This window comes from Exiguobacterium sp. s80, assembly GCF_018618725.1.
GTDB classification, from domain to species: Bacteria; Bacillota; Bacilli; order Exiguobacteriales; family Exiguobacteriaceae; genus Exiguobacterium_A; species Exiguobacterium_A oxidotolerans.
On the sequence record NZ_JACSMP010000001.1, the window covers coordinates 920067 to 937769 of the forward strand.

17 protein-coding genes are annotated in these 17703 nt (G+C 46.4%); 10 read left to right on the forward strand and 7 right to left on the reverse strand.

The features are described 5' to 3' along the window. The first annotated feature begins 147 nt into the window (after nt 1–147). Nucleotides 148–861: a YebC/PmpR family DNA-binding transcriptional regulator gene (locus tag KNP94_RS04915; RefSeq protein ID WP_214891902.1), complete on the forward strand. Its 714-nt coding sequence runs from the start codon at nt 148–150 to the stop codon at nt 859–861. Nucleotides 862–1520: 659 nt separating this feature from the next. Next, nucleotides 1521–1814, forward strand: coding sequence for a hypothetical protein (locus KNP94_RS04920; protein WP_214891904.1), 294 nt, complete (start codon nt 1521–1523; stop codon nt 1812–1814). A gap of 54 nt (nt 1815–1868) precedes the next feature. On the opposite strand, the gene KNP94_RS04925 is transcribed toward KNP94_RS04920, so the two are convergent. Next, nucleotides 1869–2141 (reverse strand): hypothetical protein, encoded by a 273-nt coding sequence (locus tag KNP94_RS04925; protein WP_088837238.1) that lies wholly within the window; start codon nt 2139–2141, stop codon nt 1869–1871. 340 nt (nt 2142–2481) lie between these two features. Between KNP94_RS04925 and KNP94_RS04930 the strand changes: the two genes are divergently transcribed. From KNP94_RS04930 to mnhG, 7 genes are read left to right on the forward strand one after another with little or no spacing between them, the layout of a single operon-like run. After that, on the forward strand, nt 2482–4887 hold the full coding sequence (locus tag KNP94_RS04930) for a Na+/H+ antiporter subunit A (RefSeq protein ID WP_214891906.1): 2406 nt from the start codon (nt 2482–2484) through the stop codon (nt 4885–4887). Beyond that, nucleotides 4884–5324 (forward strand): Na(+)/H(+) antiporter subunit B, encoded by a 441-nt coding sequence (locus KNP94_RS04935; protein WP_200872396.1) that lies wholly within the window; start codon nt 4884–4886, stop codon nt 5322–5324. The genes KNP94_RS04930 and KNP94_RS04935 overlap by 4 nt, the downstream gene beginning before the upstream one ends. 3 nt (nt 5325–5327) lie before the next feature. Continuing rightward, nucleotides 5328–5669: a Na(+)/H(+) antiporter subunit C gene (locus KNP94_RS04940; RefSeq protein ID WP_088837240.1), complete on the forward strand. Its 342-nt coding sequence runs from the start codon at nt 5328–5330 to the stop codon at nt 5667–5669. Then, nucleotides 5662–7146, forward strand: a complete 1485-nt coding sequence (locus KNP94_RS04945; protein WP_214891908.1) for a Na+/H+ antiporter subunit D — start codon at nt 5662–5664, stop codon at nt 7144–7146. Before KNP94_RS04940 ends, KNP94_RS04945 begins: the two co-directional genes overlap by 8 nt. A 3-nt stretch (nt 7147–7149) precedes the next feature. Further along, nucleotides 7150–7626, forward strand: coding sequence for a Na+/H+ antiporter subunit E (locus tag KNP94_RS04950; RefSeq protein WP_088837242.1), 477 nt, complete (start codon nt 7150–7152; stop codon nt 7624–7626). A gap of 8 nt (nt 7627–7634) precedes the next feature. Further along, nucleotides 7635–7910, forward strand: a complete 276-nt coding sequence (locus tag KNP94_RS04955; RefSeq protein ID WP_369834785.1) for a Na(+)/H(+) antiporter subunit F1 — start codon at nt 7635–7637, stop codon at nt 7908–7910. Continuing rightward, entirely contained in the window at nt 7894–8271 is a 378-nt protein-coding gene (gene mnhG, locus KNP94_RS04960; protein WP_088837244.1) for a monovalent cation/H(+) antiporter subunit G, read from the forward strand. Before KNP94_RS04955 ends, mnhG begins: the two co-directional genes overlap by 17 nt. An 85-nt stretch (nt 8272–8356) precedes the next feature. Here mnhG and KNP94_RS04965 read toward each other — a convergent pair whose 3' ends face one another. Together KNP94_RS04965 and KNP94_RS04970 are read right to left on the reverse strand one after the other, a co-directional pair. Continuing rightward, nucleotides 8357–8803, reverse strand: a complete 447-nt coding sequence (locus KNP94_RS04965) for an Rrf2 family transcriptional regulator (RefSeq protein WP_214891910.1) — start codon at nt 8801–8803, stop codon at nt 8357–8359. Between the two features lie 256 nt (nt 8804–9059). Next, the gene (locus tag KNP94_RS04970) at nt 9060–9962 is read right to left on the reverse strand and encodes a glycerophosphodiester phosphodiesterase (protein WP_214891912.1); all 903 of its coding nucleotides are present in this window, start codon (nt 9960–9962) and stop codon (nt 9060–9062) included. Nucleotides 9963–10195: 233 nt separating this feature from the next. Between KNP94_RS04970 and KNP94_RS04975 the strand changes: the two genes are divergently transcribed. Beyond that, nucleotides 10196–11245, forward strand: a complete 1050-nt coding sequence (locus KNP94_RS04975; RefSeq protein ID WP_214891914.1) for a 2,3-butanediol dehydrogenase — start codon at nt 10196–10198, stop codon at nt 11243–11245. Nucleotides 11246–11384: 139 nt separating this feature from the next. Here the strand turns inward: KNP94_RS04975 and odhB are convergent, their stop codons facing one another. From odhB to KNP94_RS04995, 4 genes are all read right to left on the reverse strand, one after another. Next, on the reverse strand, nt 11385–12644 hold the full coding sequence (gene odhB, locus KNP94_RS04980; protein ID WP_214891916.1) for a 2-oxoglutarate dehydrogenase complex dihydrolipoyllysine-residue succinyltransferase: 1260 nt from the start codon (nt 12642–12644) through the stop codon (nt 11385–11387). Between the two features lie 50 nt (nt 12645–12694). After that, nucleotides 12695–15556, reverse strand: coding sequence for a 2-oxoglutarate dehydrogenase E1 component (locus KNP94_RS04985; RefSeq protein WP_215115372.1), 2862 nt, complete (start codon nt 15554–15556; stop codon nt 12695–12697). Between the two features lie 744 nt (nt 15557–16300). Then, complete coding sequence (locus KNP94_RS04990) at nt 16301–17029, reverse strand: amino acid ABC transporter ATP-binding protein (protein WP_251132570.1); 729 nt, start codon at nt 17027–17029, stop codon at nt 16301–16303. Continuing rightward, a complete protein-coding gene (locus tag KNP94_RS04995; RefSeq protein WP_088837249.1) occupies nt 17026–17670 on the reverse strand; it encodes an amino acid ABC transporter permease in 645 nt (214 codons plus the stop codon). The genes KNP94_RS04990 and KNP94_RS04995 overlap by 4 nt, the downstream gene beginning before the upstream one ends. Nucleotides 17671–17703: the final 33 nt, after the last annotated feature.

A 17703-nucleotide genomic window follows, 5' to 3' on the forward strand; every position in this document is an offset into this window, starting at 1 on the left:
CTTATAAACGTTTTCCGCAAAAAGTCAGCTATTCCCTCACCATTTTGATTCAATATCTGGCTGTTTTTGATGTATACTGATAACGCAGAGGAAGCCGTCTGGTTTCCAACTAAAATCGAAGTCATGTGAAAGAGAGAGTGGATTCTGATGGGTCGTAAATGGAATAACATTAAAGAAAAAAAGGCATCGAAAGACAAAAACACCAGCCGGATTTATGCGAAATTCGGTCGTGAAATTTATGTCGCTGCGAAACAAGGTGAACCGGATCCTGAATCAAACCAAGCACTTAAAGTTGTTCTCGAGCGTGCGAAGACGTATAACGTGCCACGGGCAATCGTCGATCGGGCGATTGAAAAAGCAAAAGGCGGCGCGGAAGAGAACTTCGATGTTCTCCGTTATGAAGGATTCGGACCAAGCGGCTCGATGGTCATCGTCGAGACATTAACGAACAACGTCAACCGGACGGCCTCAGACGTGCGGGCTGCCTTTGGGAAAAATGGAGGCAACATGGGTGTCAGTGGTTCCGTTGCCTATATGTTTGACGCGACTGCCATTTTTGCTTTTGAAGGAAAATCGGCGGATGATGTTCTTGAATTGATGATGGAAGCGGATATCGACGTCCGTGACATCCTAGAAGAAGAGGAAGCCGTTATCATCTATGCTGAACCCGATCAGTTCCACACGGTCCAGGAAACATTAAAAAATGCCGGTGTGACGGAATTTTCAGTTGCCGAACTCGTTATGCTCGCTCAAAACGAAGTCGTTTTATCTGAAGAAGATGTTCAGCAATTCGAAAAAATGGTCGATGCACTCGAAGATTTAGAAGATGTGCAACAGGTCTATCATAACGTTGAACTTTAAACGATAAAAAAGCAGCCTTTTGGCTGCTTTTTCCTTTTTTTAGCTGACGCTTGGTTTAACTATGCTTCCAATTACGCGCTACCTTATTTACAAAATACATTATGAAACGCGTTTCATGACAAGCAAAAAAAAGATTCTTTTTTTCAGCGTGTAGACAAACTCTTATGAAGCGTCAACATGCGATAACGAGAGACAATCCGGTCGCGCTTCCCTGTCTCGCCTCGTCTTCAAAGCGGCAATCTTCCGCGCCGCTACAGCAAAGCTGCAGGGTCGCGACCGATTGCTTTTCGCTTTAAAAGCGATTCGAGACGGATTGCGCCCTAAACCGTCTGCATGACTGGATTTCCGTCATAGCGTTACCTAAAAAGCGTCACGTTTCGTTGACTCCTGCGGGGAAAAGTACGTTTTTAACGCACTTTTAGAGGCAGGCAAGACCCTGCTTCTTGTCCGTTAGGATCAAGGAGCAACGGCTTGCGCCTCGCCCGAGGAAAGCAACGAAAAAAGACGCTTGATCTCCCGACGGCACTTTGTCTACAGCCTGAAAAAAAAAGATTCTTTTTTTATGTTTAGTTCTTCAATTTAATGGGAAAATTATTAATCGGAACGGTTAATCTTTGGAATAGCCCGTTAGTTTTGTAAGAGAAGAAGGAGGAATAATCATGTCATATGCAGTCATTGAAACTTTTAAACACATCGTCAACGAGGCTACTCGCTTTAATCGGGTCGACTTTGGTGGTTACGATATTTATATGCAGACGAACGATGGTCGCCTAATTACTGCCCACATCCGTTTCGACGGTGGTGGTGAAGATCAAAACGAGGCGTATTTACTCCTCGAATCAAGCACCGGTCAACGCCGGATGACGACACTGACGTTACATCAGTTCGAACATCTTTCATCCTATACTGCCCATAGCGAACGAATTCGAGCCCTCGAAAGTACGAGTGCTTAAGTGGTTTTCTAATACATGTCAACAGCGCCTCCCATTACAGGACGCGCTGTTTTTTTACACTTCTTCGTTTTCTAGACGCTCACGTTCCGCATGTGTTTGCGGGAAACCATTCGCTTGCCACTCTGCTTTTTGGATGGAATCGAGTTGTGTTAAGCCAACTTCCGATTCATCTTGACCTTGATCGACACTCGGACGACGATCGAGCTCAGCTGAATCACTGATGCTTTGATTTTGTTTCGCGCATGAACGTTTATATTGCTTGATTCCGAAAACAGACACTGCGGCTAAGCTACCTACAAACAGACTGCGCTTTAATGTAGTATTCATGATTTGGTTCCCCCTGCTTTCCATAGTAAATGATCTTACTTGAATAATGTTCCCTCAATGATTGCAGATTAATCACTTTCTAACCAAGGCTAAAAATTTTTTTCAATCCTTTTCACCCGTGTTTCTACATATTTAATAATTTAATCTAAAAACACTGGTCTCCTTTGCTTCATGAGGGTTCTAGTCATGCAGAGACGGCAAATGTACGCTATACTTTTAACAGGTGCTCAATCATAAAATCGAATGAATATGGCTGAGAGGACAAGTCCCAAGCAGAACAAACGCTTGCGTACGAAGTCCTTCTTTCATTTATTCGGTTCATTTCAAAGGAGGGAATCTTGTGTCATTGCTTCATTTGGCCATCTTGTTGCCATTACTTGCTAGTATCTTCATCCCATTCTTGTACAAACAGTTTCGCTCCGTGCATACGGGATGGTTCGTCTTGCTCGTCCCTCTTTCGCTCGTTCTTTACTTTAGTCAATACATCAGTCAGACGATGGCTGGGGAGACTGTCACGCAGTCGATGCAGTGGATCCCGTCACTCGGAATCAACTTCGTCGCTTACATCGATGGTCTCGGACTATTGTTCGCCCTGTTGATCACAGGAATCGGGACGCTCGTCGTTCTCTATTCCGTCTATTATCTCGACGCAAAAAAAGAGGCGCTGCATAATTTTTATGTCTACTTGCTTCTTTTCATGACGGCGATGCTCGGAATCGTCCTCTCTGACAACATGATTGTCATGTACATGTTCTGGGAGATGACTTCGATTTCTTCATTCCTGTTGATCGGGTATTGGTATGAAAGGGAACGTTCCCGCTACGGTGCTCAAAAATCAATGTTGATCACCGTCTTTGGTGGACTTTCAATGCTCGGTGGGATCTCGATTCTTTCGTTACTATCCGGCTCCTTTAGTATCCGGGAGTCATTCAGTACACTCGGTACGTACAGTAATGATCCGATGTTTCTTGTTGCACTCGTCCTCTTTTTATTGGCAGCCTTTACGAAATCGGCTCAATTCCCGTTTCATATTTGGTTACCGGATGCGATGGAAGCGCCGACACCGGTCAGTGCTTACCTCCACTCGGCAACAATGGTCAAAGCCGGTCTCTATCTCGTCGCTCGGATGAGTCCGATCTTTGCCGAGACGCCACTTTGGTTCTATCTTGTCTCTGGCGTCGGAATGTTCACGCTATTCTGGGGATCTCTCAACGCTGTCAAACAAGTCGATTTAAAAGCAATCTTAGCGTACTCGACGATTTCTCAGCTCGGTCTCATCATGTCGCTCCTCGGTTTAGGAGCTGCCGCTTTGCAGGTCGAGGCATTGCCTGACAGTTTATATACGATCGCGACCGTCGCGGCCGTCTTCCACTTGATTAATCACGCGACCTTTAAAGGAAGCTTGTTCATGATGGCGGGAATCGTTGACCACGAAACCGGAACACGCGATTTACGTAAGCTCGGTGGTCTATCACAATTGATGCCGGTCACGTTTACAATTGCGATGATTGGAACATTGTCGATGGCAGGTGTCCCACCATTCAACGGTTTCCTGAGTAAAGAGATGTTCTTGACTGGAGTCAACGAAGTATCTGAATCCGGCTTATTCCATCTCGAAACGTTCGGCTTCTTATTCCCACTTTTCGCCGTCGTCGGAAGTATCTTTACGTTTGTTTACAGTTTACTGATCGTCTACCGGACGTTCCTTGGACCAAAACAGCATGATCAGTTACCAAAAAAACCACACGAAGCACCAATCGGGATGCTGATCTCACCTATCATTTTGGCTTCACTCGTCATCTTGATCGGTCTTTTCCCGAATATGTTGTCGGAAACGATCATCCGTCCGGCAGCCGAAGCGATCTTACCGCAAGTCCTAGCTGCTGGTGGTGAAATTGATGTCCACATTAAGCTTTGGCACGGATTGAATCTTGAACTTCTCTTCACCGTCATCATCATTACGGTCGGGTTCATCTTGTTCAAGACTTTCCCGAAATGGCAGTCACTCTATAATCGGATGCCGAAAAGTTTCTCGCTGAACCATCAATATGATGGCTTGTTACGCCGCGGGGAAAAAGTTTCGACGGCGATTCACGATGCGGTCATGACCGGATATATGCGGTCTTATCTCGTTTATATTTTCGGATTCATTGTCCTCCTCGTATTATCGAGCCTGTTTTTCTTCGATGCCTTTGCCTTCGACGTCGATCCCCTAAGCTCGATTTCCGCTTACGAAATCATCTTAGTACTCGTCCTCGTCAGCAGTGCGCTCTCGATCACGTTCGCTCGGTCGCGTTTGACATCAATCATTTTGCTTGGTGTTGCCGGTTATTCGGTCGCTTTGTTCTTCGTCTTGTTCCGTGCGCCCGATCTCGCTTTGACGCAACTCGTCATCGAGACAGTTTCTGTCGCACTGTTCCTGCTAGTGTTCTACCACATGCCGGAAATCAGTCGTAAAGAAGAACGAATTAAATTTAAACTTGGAAATGCTGCGATTTCAGCATTGGTCGGTCTCAGCGTGACGCTCGTCGCCCTGTCATCGCTCAGTCAACGCTCGTTTGCCTCAATTGCTAAATACTATATTGATAACGTGTATGAATTGGCAGCTGGCGGAAACATGGTCAATGTCATCCTCGTTGATTTCCGTGGTTTTGATACACTGTTCGAAATCAGCGTGCTTGCCATTGCTGGTCTTGGCATCTACGCGATGATTCACTTCAGAAAGACAGGAGGCATCGACAAATGAAAAAACCAATGAAAAAGAATACGAATGACGTCATTCTAGAGTCGGCGACGACGTTCATCACCTTCATTATTTTCTTGTTTGCCGTCTACTTGTTTTTCGCTGGACATTATACGCCAGGTGGCGGATTCATCGGTGGACTAGTCACTGCGTCTGCTCTCGTGTTGATTTTGCTTGCCTTCGACATCAAGACGCTTCGGCAAATCCTGCCGTTCGACTACAAGATGGTGACAGCCGTCGGGATGTTGATCGCTGTTTTGACGGCGTCCGGTGCCTTACTGTTTAATGTACCGTTCTTCACCCACGCCCATGGGTACTTTGATTTACCATTGTTCGGAAAAACGTCTTTGCATACGGCCATGTTATTTGACCTAGGTGTCTACTTCGTCGTCGTCGGCGTCACGATGACGATCATTCAAACGATTGGGGAGAGTGATTAACAGATGGAGATTATCATGGCGATAGCTGCAGGCATCTTGACGATGTGTGCCGTCTATCTCATTCTTTCAAAAAGTATTTTACGCATCATCATCGGAACCGGCTTACTCAGTCACGCTGCCCACTTAATCGTCATGACGATGGGTGGACTGAAGACTGGTGCTGCGCCTGTCCTTGAAGACGGAGTGACGAAATATACCGACCCACTCCCGCAAGCGCTTGTCTTGACCGCAATCGTCATTAGTTTCGGGGTAACAGCATTTTTCCTCGTTCTTGCCTACCGAGCGTATCAAGAGCTTGGGACCGATAATATCGAGGAAATGAAAGGAACCGATACGAATGATTAATTTACCGCTATTACCGATTTTAATTCCACTGCTGACTGGTGTCTTGTTGATGTTTTTCACGAAACGTCTGTGGATGCAACGTATCGTATCCTTCTTGTCGACGCTGTTGACGATTGGTGTCTCGCTTTACCTCGTCTCTCAAGTCAAGGCAAACGGGATTTTGACGGTCACACTCGGCAGTTGGCCGGCACCGTTCGGCATCACACTCGTTTCAGATATGTTATCCGCCTTACTCGTTTTGACGACGAGCGTGCTCGTTTTCTTCGTCATTTGGTATTCGATGACGTATCTGTCGGAGCAGCATCAACGTTTTTATTACTACATCGCCGTTCAGTTTTTGCTCGTCGGTGTCAATGGCGCCTTTACGACCGGTGATATTTTTAACATGTTCGTCTTCTTTGAAGTCTTCTTGATTTCATCGTATGTCTTGATCGTGCTCGGTGGTAAACCAGCGCAGTTACGCGAGTCGTTGAAGTATCTGTTGGTCAATGTCATTTCATCTGCTTTGTTCGTCATGACGGTCGCTTTTTTATACGGCATCATCGGCACGCTCAATATGGCAGATATCTCGCAAAAGATTTCTGAAATCAATCAGCCCGGAATCTTGAGTGTCATCGCGATTTTATTTTTAGTCGTCTTCGGCTTAAAAGGAGCGATTTTCCCGCTTTATTTTTGGTTACCTGGCTCGTACCAAGTGCCACCGACACCCGTCCTCGCCTTGTTCGGCGCTCTCTTGACGAAAGTCGGCGTCTACGGCATCTTGCGGACGTATAGTTTGTTCTTTTCGAACGAAATCGGAATCATCCACTCGCTTCTTGGTGGATTGGCACTGGCGACAATCATCATCGGTGTCATCGGCGCCCTCGCGACAAAAGATGCGAAACAAATCTTAATCTACAACATCATCGTTGCCGTCGGCGTCATCCTTTACGGCGTTTCCGTCATGACTCGTCAGTCGCTCGAAGGAGCCGTCTTCTACCTGTTACATGATATGTTAATCAAAGCAGCTCTCTTCTTGCTCGTCGGTATCATGGTCGGAATTGCGGGCTCGAGCCGTCTCAAAAGCATGGGCGGGATGATTAAAGCCTATCCGTTGCTCGGTTGGACGTATTTCATCGCTGCCTTGTCCTTGGCTGGTATCCCGCCGTTCAGCGGGTTCATCGGTAAACTATTGATCGTCCGTGGCGGGATTGAAGCGGGTGATCTCGTCGGACCGTTCATCGTCCTTGCGTCAAGTTTGCTTGTCCTCTATTCCGTCATGCAAATCTTCATTCGCGGATTTTGGGGTACACCGAAGACGTATACGGGTTCACGACGTCATCTCGTCAAACAATTGCTCGCTCCATCAATTCTTTTAGTAATGATTACCGTCGCGTATGGGATCGGGGCAGAAGCCGTTCGTCCGTTCATCACCCAAGCCGTTGATCCGCTCGTCGATCCATCACTCTATATTCAAGCTGTACTGAAGGAGGGCTAATCGATGCCATTTCAATTAATGCTCAATGCTTTTTTAGCCATCTTATGGATGTTTCTCTCGAACTCCTTCACGACTTCGTCATTCATCGTCGGTTATCTACTCGGGTTGATTGCGATGTTCGCGATGCGTCGCGGTTTCAGTAGCCGGTTTTACCTCGGTCCGGTCATCGCTCTAGTTCGCCTCTCGATTCGGTTTCTTTATGAATTGGTCGTCGCGAATATCGAAGTTCTGGCCGTCATCTTAAAACCGCGACTCGATATTCAGCCCGGTATCTTTGCGTACGAGACGACGTTAAAGAAAAACTGGGAAATTACGTTACTTTCTATGTTGATTACGTTGACACCCGGAACACTCGTCGTCGATATCTCAGATGATAATAAAACACTGTATATCCACGCGCTTCATATGCCAGAAGCGGATGAAGCTGTCGCTGCCATCCGGAATAGTTTTGAAAAAGCGATTCTGGAGGTGAGTCGATAATGTTCGAAATGCTGATCTATATCGCACTCGGAGGCGTCTTCATTTCCATGCTCGGTTTGTTTTACCGCGTCATCAAAGGACCCTCGATTGCTGATCGCGTCATCGCACTTGATTCAATCGGCATCAGTTTAATCTCCATCGTCGGTTTAGTATCCGTTCTCTTACGGACAAGTGACTATTTAGAAGTCATCTTGTTAATCGGTATTTTAGCTTTCATCGGGACTGTCGCCTTCTCGAAATTCATTGAGAAAGGAGAGATCATCGAACGTGATCGCAATAAATGAAATCTTCGTAGTCGCCTTTGCTTTAATTGGAGCCTTTTTCAGCATCGTCGCGGCTCTCGGGCTGATTCGTCTACCCGATATCTATACACGCGCACACGCAGCCTCTAAGAGCGCCACACTCGGCGTCATGAGTATTCTAATCAGCGTCATCATTTTCTTCGTGACAGAAGAAGGACTCTTTTCATCACGAACATTTTTAGGTATCCTGTTCGTTCTGACGACAGCACCAATCGGAAGTCATTTAATCGCCCGTGCTGCCTACTACAGTGACGTTCCCTTATGGAAAGGATCCGTTCAAGACGACCTCTCGAAAAACAAAGAACATGTCATGCCGAAAAAACGCATCAACCGAGACAACTAATTCTCGTTAATTCAACGCAAAAAGGACATCATCCTCCGATTTTTTACGGGAGATGATGTCCTTTTTCGTGAACGTCGTCACGTGTTTACGATTGAATTGATGTCGTTTCTGATGCAAATAAAAAGGTTAACTCCTCTTTATTTTCAACGAGCTCTGCTAGTGTGTGTTGTTCGAGTTCTTTAAGAAACGCACGCAAAGCGCGTCCAAGAATCCCTTTTAAGTGACAATTCGGCTCAATGATGCACCGGCCTTCTTCAGAAAAACATTCAACGATTTCCATCGGTTCCATCTCACGGACAACTTGTCCGATATTGATGTTTGCTGGATCCTTTATCAATCGTAATCCACCTGTCCGTCCACGCGTCGATTCCACGTAACCGAGTTTCGTCAACTGTTGCGTGACTTTCATCAAATGATTCGCTGAAATTCCATAATGGCTCGCGATCATCGGCATCGGCGTAATTTTATCTCGATGAACACCGAGATAAATCAGGACCCGTAATCCATAATCCGTATATTGTGTGATGCGCATCCAACCCGTCCTTTCTCAAGCGTCTTAAAACAATTTTAATTCATCCGAATTTTCTATGCCTAGCGTACTATTTTTTAGATAGAATCTGAAAATCAAATGTCCGATTTAAATTTTTCCATCTCACGCGTTTCGGCGAATAAACCGTTTTTTCATACAAGCATACGTAAGCACATCGCTCTTGGATCGTTTTTTTATGAATGATAAAAAAAATCAGCTACCTCCTTCCATAATGGGAGACAACTGATTTTTCTTGTATTCATTTATTTTTTTTATTCAGAGCGTGCAACACTTCATTAAATCGATCGGCATAGTTCGTAAAGACACCCGTCACCCCGTAATCAAGCATCCGCTCCATGTCGACTTTTTCGTTGACTGTATAGGGGTGGAGCAACAACCCGCGTTCCCGAATCATCGCTGTATTTTCCCGCGTCAATCCTTTAAAGGACGGTCCGAGTCCGACTGCGTACGTCTGTAGCTCGTCGAGTGCCTCAGGCGTCATCGCTTTGACCGTCGCCGCGTCCATCAATTGAACGAGCGGAAGACGTGCATCCAGCTGTTTGACTTTCAACAAACTTTCTTGACTGAATGATTGAATCATGACTTGCCCCGGTTTGACGCGATCGCTTGATAGACCATGACGTTGTAACGTTTTCAGTAATTTTTCTTCCATGCCCGGGTAAACTTCAGGTGATTTTGTTTCAATATAATAGTTCGCATGTTTGCCATACGTATCAAAAATCTCATCGAGTGTCGGGACTTGAAGTCCCTTATATTCAGCCTTCGCGTATTCAGGATTCGCCGTATTAAACCAGCTTCCTGCATCAAGTCGCTTGATTTCTGCTAATGTCTTGTCTTTGACGGCACCTGTTCCGTTTGTCGTCCGGTCGACCGTCTCATCGTGCATCGCAATCAGCTTACCATCTTTCGTCATCTGTAAATCGATTTCGATGTAGTCAGCTTTTAATTTTTTATGACTTAATTGATACGCCATCATCGTATGTTCTGGTGCATAACCAGAAGCACCGCGGTGGGCGATATTGACGACTCGATCCGGATCGAGTAACCCGTGTTTCTGTTGATGTGCCGAAGCATCGATGCTTCCAAAACTTGTTGCAACGAGTGCTCCTGTAAGTACGGTAACGCCAATCTGTTTCATCATGTTGTATTTCCCCCTTAAAAGTAACTTACAGACTGAATCTTACGCTGTGACTGTGAAGGAAACATGTAGTGCGGATGAAGAAGCTTTTAGAAACGATGACAACGATGTAATACTAAAAAACAATATCTCTGTCAATTATTAAGCGCACTTCTAATCGTGCTCTTCTTGTATGGTACACTTTGAATAGGGAATTATTCCCTGTAACTTCAACATCACTCAAGGAGGGCTCCAGTATGAAAGCAGCAGTATGGTACGGGCGAAAAGACTTACGAGTAGAAGAAGTTGAATTAGCAGAAATGAAAGACAACGAAGTTCAAGTAAGGGTCGCATGGGCTGGGATTTGCGGAAGTGACTTGCATGAGTATGAAGAGGGTCCCGTTTTCATGCCTAGTCAAACAGAAGATATGTTGACGGGTCAGAAGACTCCATTAACCATGGGACATGAGTTCGCTGGAGTAGTCGAAAAAGTCGGCGCAAAAGTCTCTGGAATCAATCCAGGTGACCGTGTTGCGATTAATCCGACTTTGACACACGGCAACAAACATGAAGATGTAGATATATATGATGGGTTCAGTTTTATTGGATTACATGGAAATGGCGGATTTACTCGGTTTGCGAACGTCCCACAAGATAACGTGTATATCTTGCCTAAATCGTTATCCCTTCAAGATGGCGCTTTAGTAGAACCGATGGCCGTTGCCGTGCAAGCTGTGAAAGAATCTGGTTTACAATTTGGTGATACAGTTGCAGTATTTGGAGCTGGTCCGATTGGTTTAGTAACGATCGTAGCTGCAAAAGCTGCTGGAGCAAGCAGAATCATTGCTCTTGACCTTTCAGAAACTCGTCTAGAAAAAGCGAAAGAGATGGGGGCAACAGATACAATTAATCCAGGTGAAGTAGATGCAATCGAAGCGATTAAGGGCTTAGAAAAAGAGGGTGTCGCTATTACTTTTGAAGTAGCAGGAGTTGGTCCCACTTTCAAACAGGCGATTGATGCGACAAAAGCGAGAGGCACTATGGTGATCGTCTCGATTTTTGCAGGTCCTATCGAATGGAATCCGATGCAACTGACCGGAAGTGGCGTTAAAATCACTTCAACCATCGCTTACTCCCCAACTACTTTCCAACAAACCGTCGATTTGATGGGGACAGGTCAACTTAAACCACAAGGTATAGTGACGGATCAGATTCAATTAGAAGAGATTGTCGAAAAAGGGTTCGAGACCTTAAGCAATGACAAGTCTCAAGCTAAAATCCTAGTTGAACTGAGCGGCGAGCTATGAAATGTTCGAACCGTGCCGACCCTGCTCCTCGTGTCTGAGGGCAGTACGGGAAGAATGAATCTTTCTTCGGATGACATGATTTAGTCTAAAAAACAGGCATTCCCCTATTCCCTAGGAGAATGCCTGTTATTTTTAAGGTTTACGCTTCAAAAATCAATGATTCTGGATCTTCAAGTAAATCTTTGATGTGTTTCAAGAACGTCACGGCTTCTTTTCCATCCACAATCCGGTGATCGTATGAAAGTGCGACATACATCATCGGGCGGTTTGCCATCCGTTCTGCATCGATTGCGACGGGGCGTAAGTTGATTGCATGCATCCCGAGAATCGCAACTTGAGGACCATTCAAGATAGGTGTCGACATCAATGAACCGAATGTCCCACCATTCGTGATCGTAAACGTCCCACCCGTTAGGTCAGACAGACCTAATTTATTGTCGCGTGCTTTAACAGCCAGACTGATGATATCTTTTTCAATCTCACCAAAGTTCTTTTTGTCCGCGTCACGGACGACCGGAACGACGAGTCCGTCTGGAGCAGACACGGCGATGCCGATATCATAGAATTTCTTAAGGACGATTTCGTCGCCTTGGATTTCAGCATTCAAGTACGGCATTTTTTTCAGTGCTGCGACGGCTGCTTTCGTAAAGAAGGACATGAAACCAAGTTTGACGTCGTTGTCTTTCACGAATTTTTCTTGGCGTCGTTTCCGTAATGCCATCACGGCCGACATATCGATTTCGTTGAATGTCGTCAACATCGCTGCCGTCTGTTGCACTTCGACGAGACGGTTGGCAATCGTCTTACGACGACGTGACATTTTAATCCGCTCTTCCGGTTTACCTGGAGCTGCTTGTGCTGGTGCTTTCGGTGCCGGTGCTGCTTGTTTTTCCTTTACAGGTGCTTGCTCACGAGGTGAAACTTCGAACGTCGCGACATCTTGAACACGAATCCGACCGAGTGGGTCTTGTGTCGCCACTTGCGCGAGATCGATTCCTTTTTCCCGTGCCAATTTCCGAGCCGCTGGAGAAGCGATCGGACGATCAGCCGCTGATGTTTTTTCAGTTGCTGCGACTGCGACCGGTTGTTCTTTTTCAGGTTGCTTCGCTTCTTCTTGTTTCGGTTCTGCTTTTGGCGCTTCTGCTTGTTTCGGCGCTTCCGCTTCTCCACCAACCGTGATGATGGCGATTGTTTCCCCGACACGTACCGTATCCCCTTCTGCTGCCATCACTTCTGATAATGTTCCCGCTTCGTCTGACGGTACTTCGATGTTTACTTTGTCCGTTTCCAGTTCAACGATTGCTTCCCCTTTTTCTACGTGATCGCCCGGTTGTTTCAACCACGAAGCGACCGTCCCCTCTGTAATTGATTCGGCAAGTTCTGGTACTTTGATTTCCATCGTTTTTGTCCCCCTATGACTATGGTTCAATCTCTGCTAAATCGCTTTCGTTACGCGTTCGTATTCGATGTTTGTTGTTCGTTCTCCATCCGTGCTGCTGTCCGAGTCAACGCATCATGAATGATACGCGCTTGTTCGACTTTGTGACCGGTCGGATCTCCTTCAGCTGTACTCGACCGGCGTCTGCGACCAATATAACGGACTTGTGTGATTCCGTTAGGTGCGACGGACTCAAGGCGTGGTTCGATATAAGACCACGCGCCCATGTTCTTCGGTTCTTCTTGGACCCATACGACTTCTGTCACATTCGGATAACGCGCGACTAACTCCTTCAACTGTTTCGCCGGGAACGGATAGATTTCTTCGACGCGGACGATATGCAGCCAGTCATATGACTCGTCCGACTTCGCGAGTGCATCCGCTAAATCAATCGCGACTTTCCCCGTTGCGAACACAAGACGTTCGACGCGTTCCGGTGATTGACCTAATCCCTCTTGTTCGACGATTCGCTTGAACGAACCGGATGTCAACTCTGATAAATCGGATGTCGCAAGTGGATGACGAAGTAAACTTTTCGGCGTCATCACGACAAGCGGACGAACTTCGTCTTTGCCGAGAATGGCGGCTTGACGACGCAATAAGTGGAAGTACTGTGCTGCACTCGTGACGTTTGCGACTGTCCAGTTCTTTTCACCGGACAATGTCAGGAAACGTTCCAAGCGACCACTTGAGTGTTCTGGACCTTGCCCTTCGTACCCGTGTGGCAACAGCATGACAAGACCTGATGTTTGACCCCACTTCGCGCGACTTGCGGCGATGAATTGATCAAAGATGACTTGCCCCGAGTTTGCAAAGTCACCGTATTGCGCTTCCCACAAGACAAGTGTCTCTGGCGCAAAGACGTTATATCCATATTCAAACCCGAGTACGCCAGCTTCCGATAACGGACTGTTATAGACGGCGAATGATGCTTGCGCTGATTCTAACTCATGCATCGGTGAGAACGATTTCCCTGTTTTCACGTCATTCAAGTTAATGTTACGTTGTGCAAACGTTCCCCGCTCCGAATCTTGACCGCTGAGACGGATTGGTGTGCCATCTGACAGGATTGAAGCAAAGGCAAGCGTTTCGGCATGTCCCCAGTCAATTCCCTTGTTCGTCGTTAAAGCATCCGTTCGCCGTTTTAAGACTTTTTCAAGCTTATGGAAGACCGTGAACCCACTCGGCCATGCGAGTAGCTGGTCATTGTAATGAATCAATTTATCCTTCTCGACCCCCGTCTCAATCGACGGAACCCCTTTGAATACGACATCCGGCATGATGCCCCCGTATTCTTTTTCGACGTTTGGTACTTTTTCGCGCGCCGCTTTCATCACATCACTAATCTCAGCTTCGATCGTTTTGACTTCCTCTTGCGATACTTCCCCGCGTTCGACAAGATCTTTTGCATAGAGGACACGCGCTGTGTCATGGTTATGGATCAACTCATACAGGACCGGGTTCGTATTCATCGGCTCATCCATCTCATTGTGACCAAACCGGCGATATCCGATTAAATCAATCAAGACATCCTTGTTGAACTTCGCACGGTATTCGCTTGCTAAGAGCGCGACTGCTAAACAGCTTTCCGGCTGATCCGCATTGACGTGGAAAATCGGAATCTCATAACCTTTCGCTAAGTCACTCGAATAACGTGTCGACCGTGAATCGGTTGGCTCTGTCGTGAAGCCAATCGTATTGTTGGCGATGATGTGAATCGTACCGCCCGTGTTGTACCCCTTCAAGTTCGTCATGTTCAAGGTCTCTGCGACAATTCCTTGACCAGGGAAGGCAGCATCACCATGAATTAAAATCGCGGCTGCTTTATTTTGACTTTGCGTCGGCATCCCCTTGCCGGAGCGATCGTCTTGCGCCGCCCGCGTGAACCCTTCGACGACAGGATCGACGAACTCGAGGTGTGACGGGTTGTTCGCAAGTGTCACGCGGACGTTCGTCGATTGTTGTTCCATTTTGCGATTGAGCCCGAGGTGATACTTAACATCGCCTGTCCAACCATACGTAATTCCGATTGACCCTTCTGACGGGACAAGGTCATGATTTGGCGCGTGCTGGAACTCTGCGAAAATCATTTCGTACGGTTTCCCGAGCACGTGAGCGAGCACGTTCAAGCGTCCACGGTGAGCCATCCCGATATTGATCGTTTCTGAACCGTTCGCAATCAAGTGACCGATAATCGTATCAAGCAATGGAACCATCGCGTCGAGTCCTTCGATTGAAAAACGTTTTTGTCCGACATATGTTTTATGAAGAAACTTCTCGAACAACTCCGTTTCAGCTAGTCGTTTGAACAATTGTTTCTTTTGGTCATTCGTCAGTTTCGCCGTCAATGCGCCTTGTTCGACTTTTTGACGTAACCATTTCTTTTCGTCTAAATCATCAACGTGTTGGAGTTCGACTGCCGCCGCTCCCGTATATTGCGCTTTTAAGTGCTCAATCGCTTCGAATGCGTCCGAAAGACCTGCAGGTGGATCTGGACAAACGAGTGAGATCGGCATCGTCCGTAAATCTGCCTCCGTTAATCCGAACTGCTCTAATTCAAGCAATTCGTTCTCACGCGGATGATCTTTCAACGGATAAATATCTGCCGCAAGGTGACCCTTCGCCCGAATGCGTTCTGCGAGACGATGCGCGGCTAAATATTTTTCGAAATCCCCTGTTTCTACGTGCACTGGTGTGACAGTTTCTGTGACCGGAGCACCGTGTGTCTCAAAATAAGCACGCGTCTCTTCGTCAATCGAAGAAGCATCTTCTAAAAATCGTTCGTACATCTCGATGATGTACCCAAGGTTCGGTCCATAAAATGCTTGTTGCTCCTGTTCCCGGCTTGCCATGTACGGTTCCCCCCGTTTCATTCATTTCACCCTTTGAGCTGCTCAACACAGCCCGTTCCCAGCTCTCTACCTGTTAGCGCTTTCAAACATAATGGCATAAAAAATCGACAGTGGCACGTCCTCTATGAATAAGTAGGATGACCACGTTTGAAGGCGTTTATCAAAATCAGGCGAGAATACGCCCACCTCTAAGCGTCTCAGGGCGAAGCCCAGCGCAGGTGGGAGATGAATCGCCTTCGGGCAAGACGTGCCTTGAGACACGTCAATTGCACGACATTCTTGGTTTAAAAACACTCAAAATCAGGAATAAAATCAATGTCATGTTCTTTGAAAACTGAAGATATAGGGTTGTGACAGGGAGTTCGTCTGTCACGTAAAATCTTCAACGTTCACCTTGCGGATGACCGAAGTAGCGAAAACCAAGCAAAGTAGGCATCTGCGTAAAAGAAACTGACAAGATTAACTCTCAACCGTCGGGACGACGGGGTTAGCCTGATAAAGTTTCGACCGATAGGTCGGATAACTCAGGAATCTTTCACCTCTTAGCATAGCGTAGGTGGAGGTAGTTCAAACCAAAGTGTTTGCCTTAGTTATTATCTTACTACTTCTGAGCCCTCAGTGCGTTTCGAATTCCCAATTTCTCTGTGGTAAATGTATAAGTTTTTCTTATGATGTCACCTTCAGTAATTTATGATACAAGCATTTCTTTTTTATCCCATGACAAAGAACACAAGTATCCCCGTTAGAGACACTTGTGTTCTGTATTCATAAGACTTTACTTAAAAAAGATTGGGTCCGTTCATGTTGCGGAGAATCAAACAGTTCACTCGGAACATTCTCTTCGACGATATAGCCGCCGTCCATAAAGAGTACGCGATCCCCGACCTCACGGGCGAAGCTCATTTCATGTGTCACGACAATCATCGTCATCCCTTCGATCGCCAATTGTTTCATGACTTCAAGGACATCCCCGACCATCTCCGGATCAAGTGCCGATGTCGGTTCGTCGAACAACATGATTTTCGGATTCATCGCGAGTGCACGGGCAATCGCGACCCGTTGTTTCTGACCTCCCGAGAGTTCACCAGGATAGTTGTCCGCTTTTTCGCGGAGCCCTACCTTATCAAGTAATGCAAGCGCACGTTCCTTTGCTTGTCCCTTTTCCGTTTTACGGACTTTAATCGGTGCGAGCATGACATTATCTAAAACCGTCTTATGCGGAAAGAGATTAAAGTGTTGAAAGACCATCCCGACTTCTTCTCGGACTTTATTGATGTCGACTTTCGGGTCCGTGATATTGTGCTTATCGATGATGACTGTCCCACCTGTAATGTCTTCCAGACGATTCAGACAACGAAGAAACGTACTTTTCCCGGAACCAGATGGCCCAATGACGCAAACGACTTCTTTCTCTTCTACTTCAACGGAGATATCCTTTAGGACTTCATTTTTTCCGAATGACTTTTTTAAGTTATCTACTTGAATGATACTCATCGTAGCGTAAACCTCCGTTCCAAGAATTTCGCTAACATCGACAGCAGATAGATGATGACGAAATACATTAAGCCGACGACGGACCAGACGATGAACGGTTCAAACGTCGTCGCTTGCTGGACTTGTCCTTGTTGCGTCAAATCGGCGATGCCGATAATCGAGAGCAACGAAGTATCCTTTAAACTAATGATCGATTGGTTCGTAATGGTCGGCAACATTCTCCGAAAAGCTTGCGGTAAAATGATTTGGACCATCGTTTGACGGCCCGTCATCCCGAGCGATCGTGCGGCTTCGGTTTGACCTTTGTCAATCGACTGGATGCCGGCCCGGATGATTTCTGCAAAATAGGCCCCTGCATTGATCGCGACCGTCAAAATCCCCGCGTACATCCGGTCCATCGATAACCATTCGAGTGAGTTCAAACCAAAATAAATGAAGAACAGTTGAACGATGAACGGTGTCCCACGAATCACATCGATATAAACGATCGCAATCCCATTTAAAAGTTTTAATGGAGACAAGCGCATCAAGGCAACGATGAGACCAATCAAGAATCCTGCGATGACGGCGATGATAAAGATATATAAGGTAACTTGTAACCCATCTAAGAAAAACGGAAATGCAGCTTTTGCTACTTCCATCAGCAGCTCAACTCCCTTATCATTCACTCAATC

Excerpts from the sequence above, each read along its gene's own strand:
- KNP94_RS04985 (WP_215115372.1), bottom strand. The coding sequence starts at position 15,556 with ATGAAACGGGGGGAACCGTACATGGCAAGCCGGGAACAGGAGCAACAA.
- KNP94_RS04970 (WP_214891912.1), bottom strand. The coding sequence starts at position 9,962 with ATGATGAAACAGATTGGCGTTACCGTACTTACAGGAGCACTCGTTGCA.
- KNP94_RS04950 (WP_088837242.1), top strand. The coding sequence starts at position 7,150 with ATGCCATTTCAATTAATGCTCAATGCTTTTTTAGCCATCTTATGGATG.
- KNP94_RS04955 (WP_369834785.1), top strand. The coding sequence starts at position 7,635 with ATGCTGATCTATATCGCACTCGGAGGCGTCTTCATTTCCATGCTCGGT.
- odhB (WP_214891916.1), bottom strand. The coding sequence starts at position 12,644 with ATGGAAATCAAAGTACCAGAACTTGCCGAATCAATTACAGAGGGGACG.
- KNP94_RS04920 (WP_214891904.1), top strand. The coding sequence starts at position 1,521 with ATGTCATATGCAGTCATTGAAACTTTTAAACACATCGTCAACGAGGCT.
- KNP94_RS04965 (WP_214891910.1), bottom strand. The coding sequence starts at position 8,803 with ATGCGCATCACACAATATACGGATTATGGATTACGGGTCCTGATTTAT.
- KNP94_RS04915 (WP_214891902.1), top strand. The coding sequence starts at position 148 with ATGGGTCGTAAATGGAATAACATTAAAGAAAAAAAGGCATCGAAAGAC.
- KNP94_RS04935 (WP_200872396.1), top strand. The coding sequence starts at position 4,884 with ATGAAAAAACCAATGAAAAAGAATACGAATGACGTCATTCTAGAGTCG.
- KNP94_RS04995 (WP_088837249.1), bottom strand. The coding sequence starts at position 17,670 with ATGGAAGTAGCAAAAGCTGCATTTCCGTTTTTCTTAGATGGGTTACAA.
- KNP94_RS04925 (WP_088837238.1), bottom strand. The coding sequence starts at position 2,141 with ATGAATACTACATTAAAGCGCAGTCTGTTTGTAGGTAGCTTAGCCGCA.
- KNP94_RS04975 (WP_214891914.1), top strand. The coding sequence starts at position 10,196 with ATGAAAGCAGCAGTATGGTACGGGCGAAAAGACTTACGAGTAGAAGAA.
- KNP94_RS04940 (WP_088837240.1), top strand. The coding sequence starts at position 5,328 with ATGGAGATTATCATGGCGATAGCTGCAGGCATCTTGACGATGTGTGCC.
- KNP94_RS04945 (WP_214891908.1), top strand. The coding sequence starts at position 5,662 with ATGATTAATTTACCGCTATTACCGATTTTAATTCCACTGCTGACTGGT.
- KNP94_RS04990 (WP_251132570.1), bottom strand. The coding sequence starts at position 17,029 with ATGAGTATCATTCAAGTAGATAACTTAAAAAAGTCATTCGGAAAAAAT.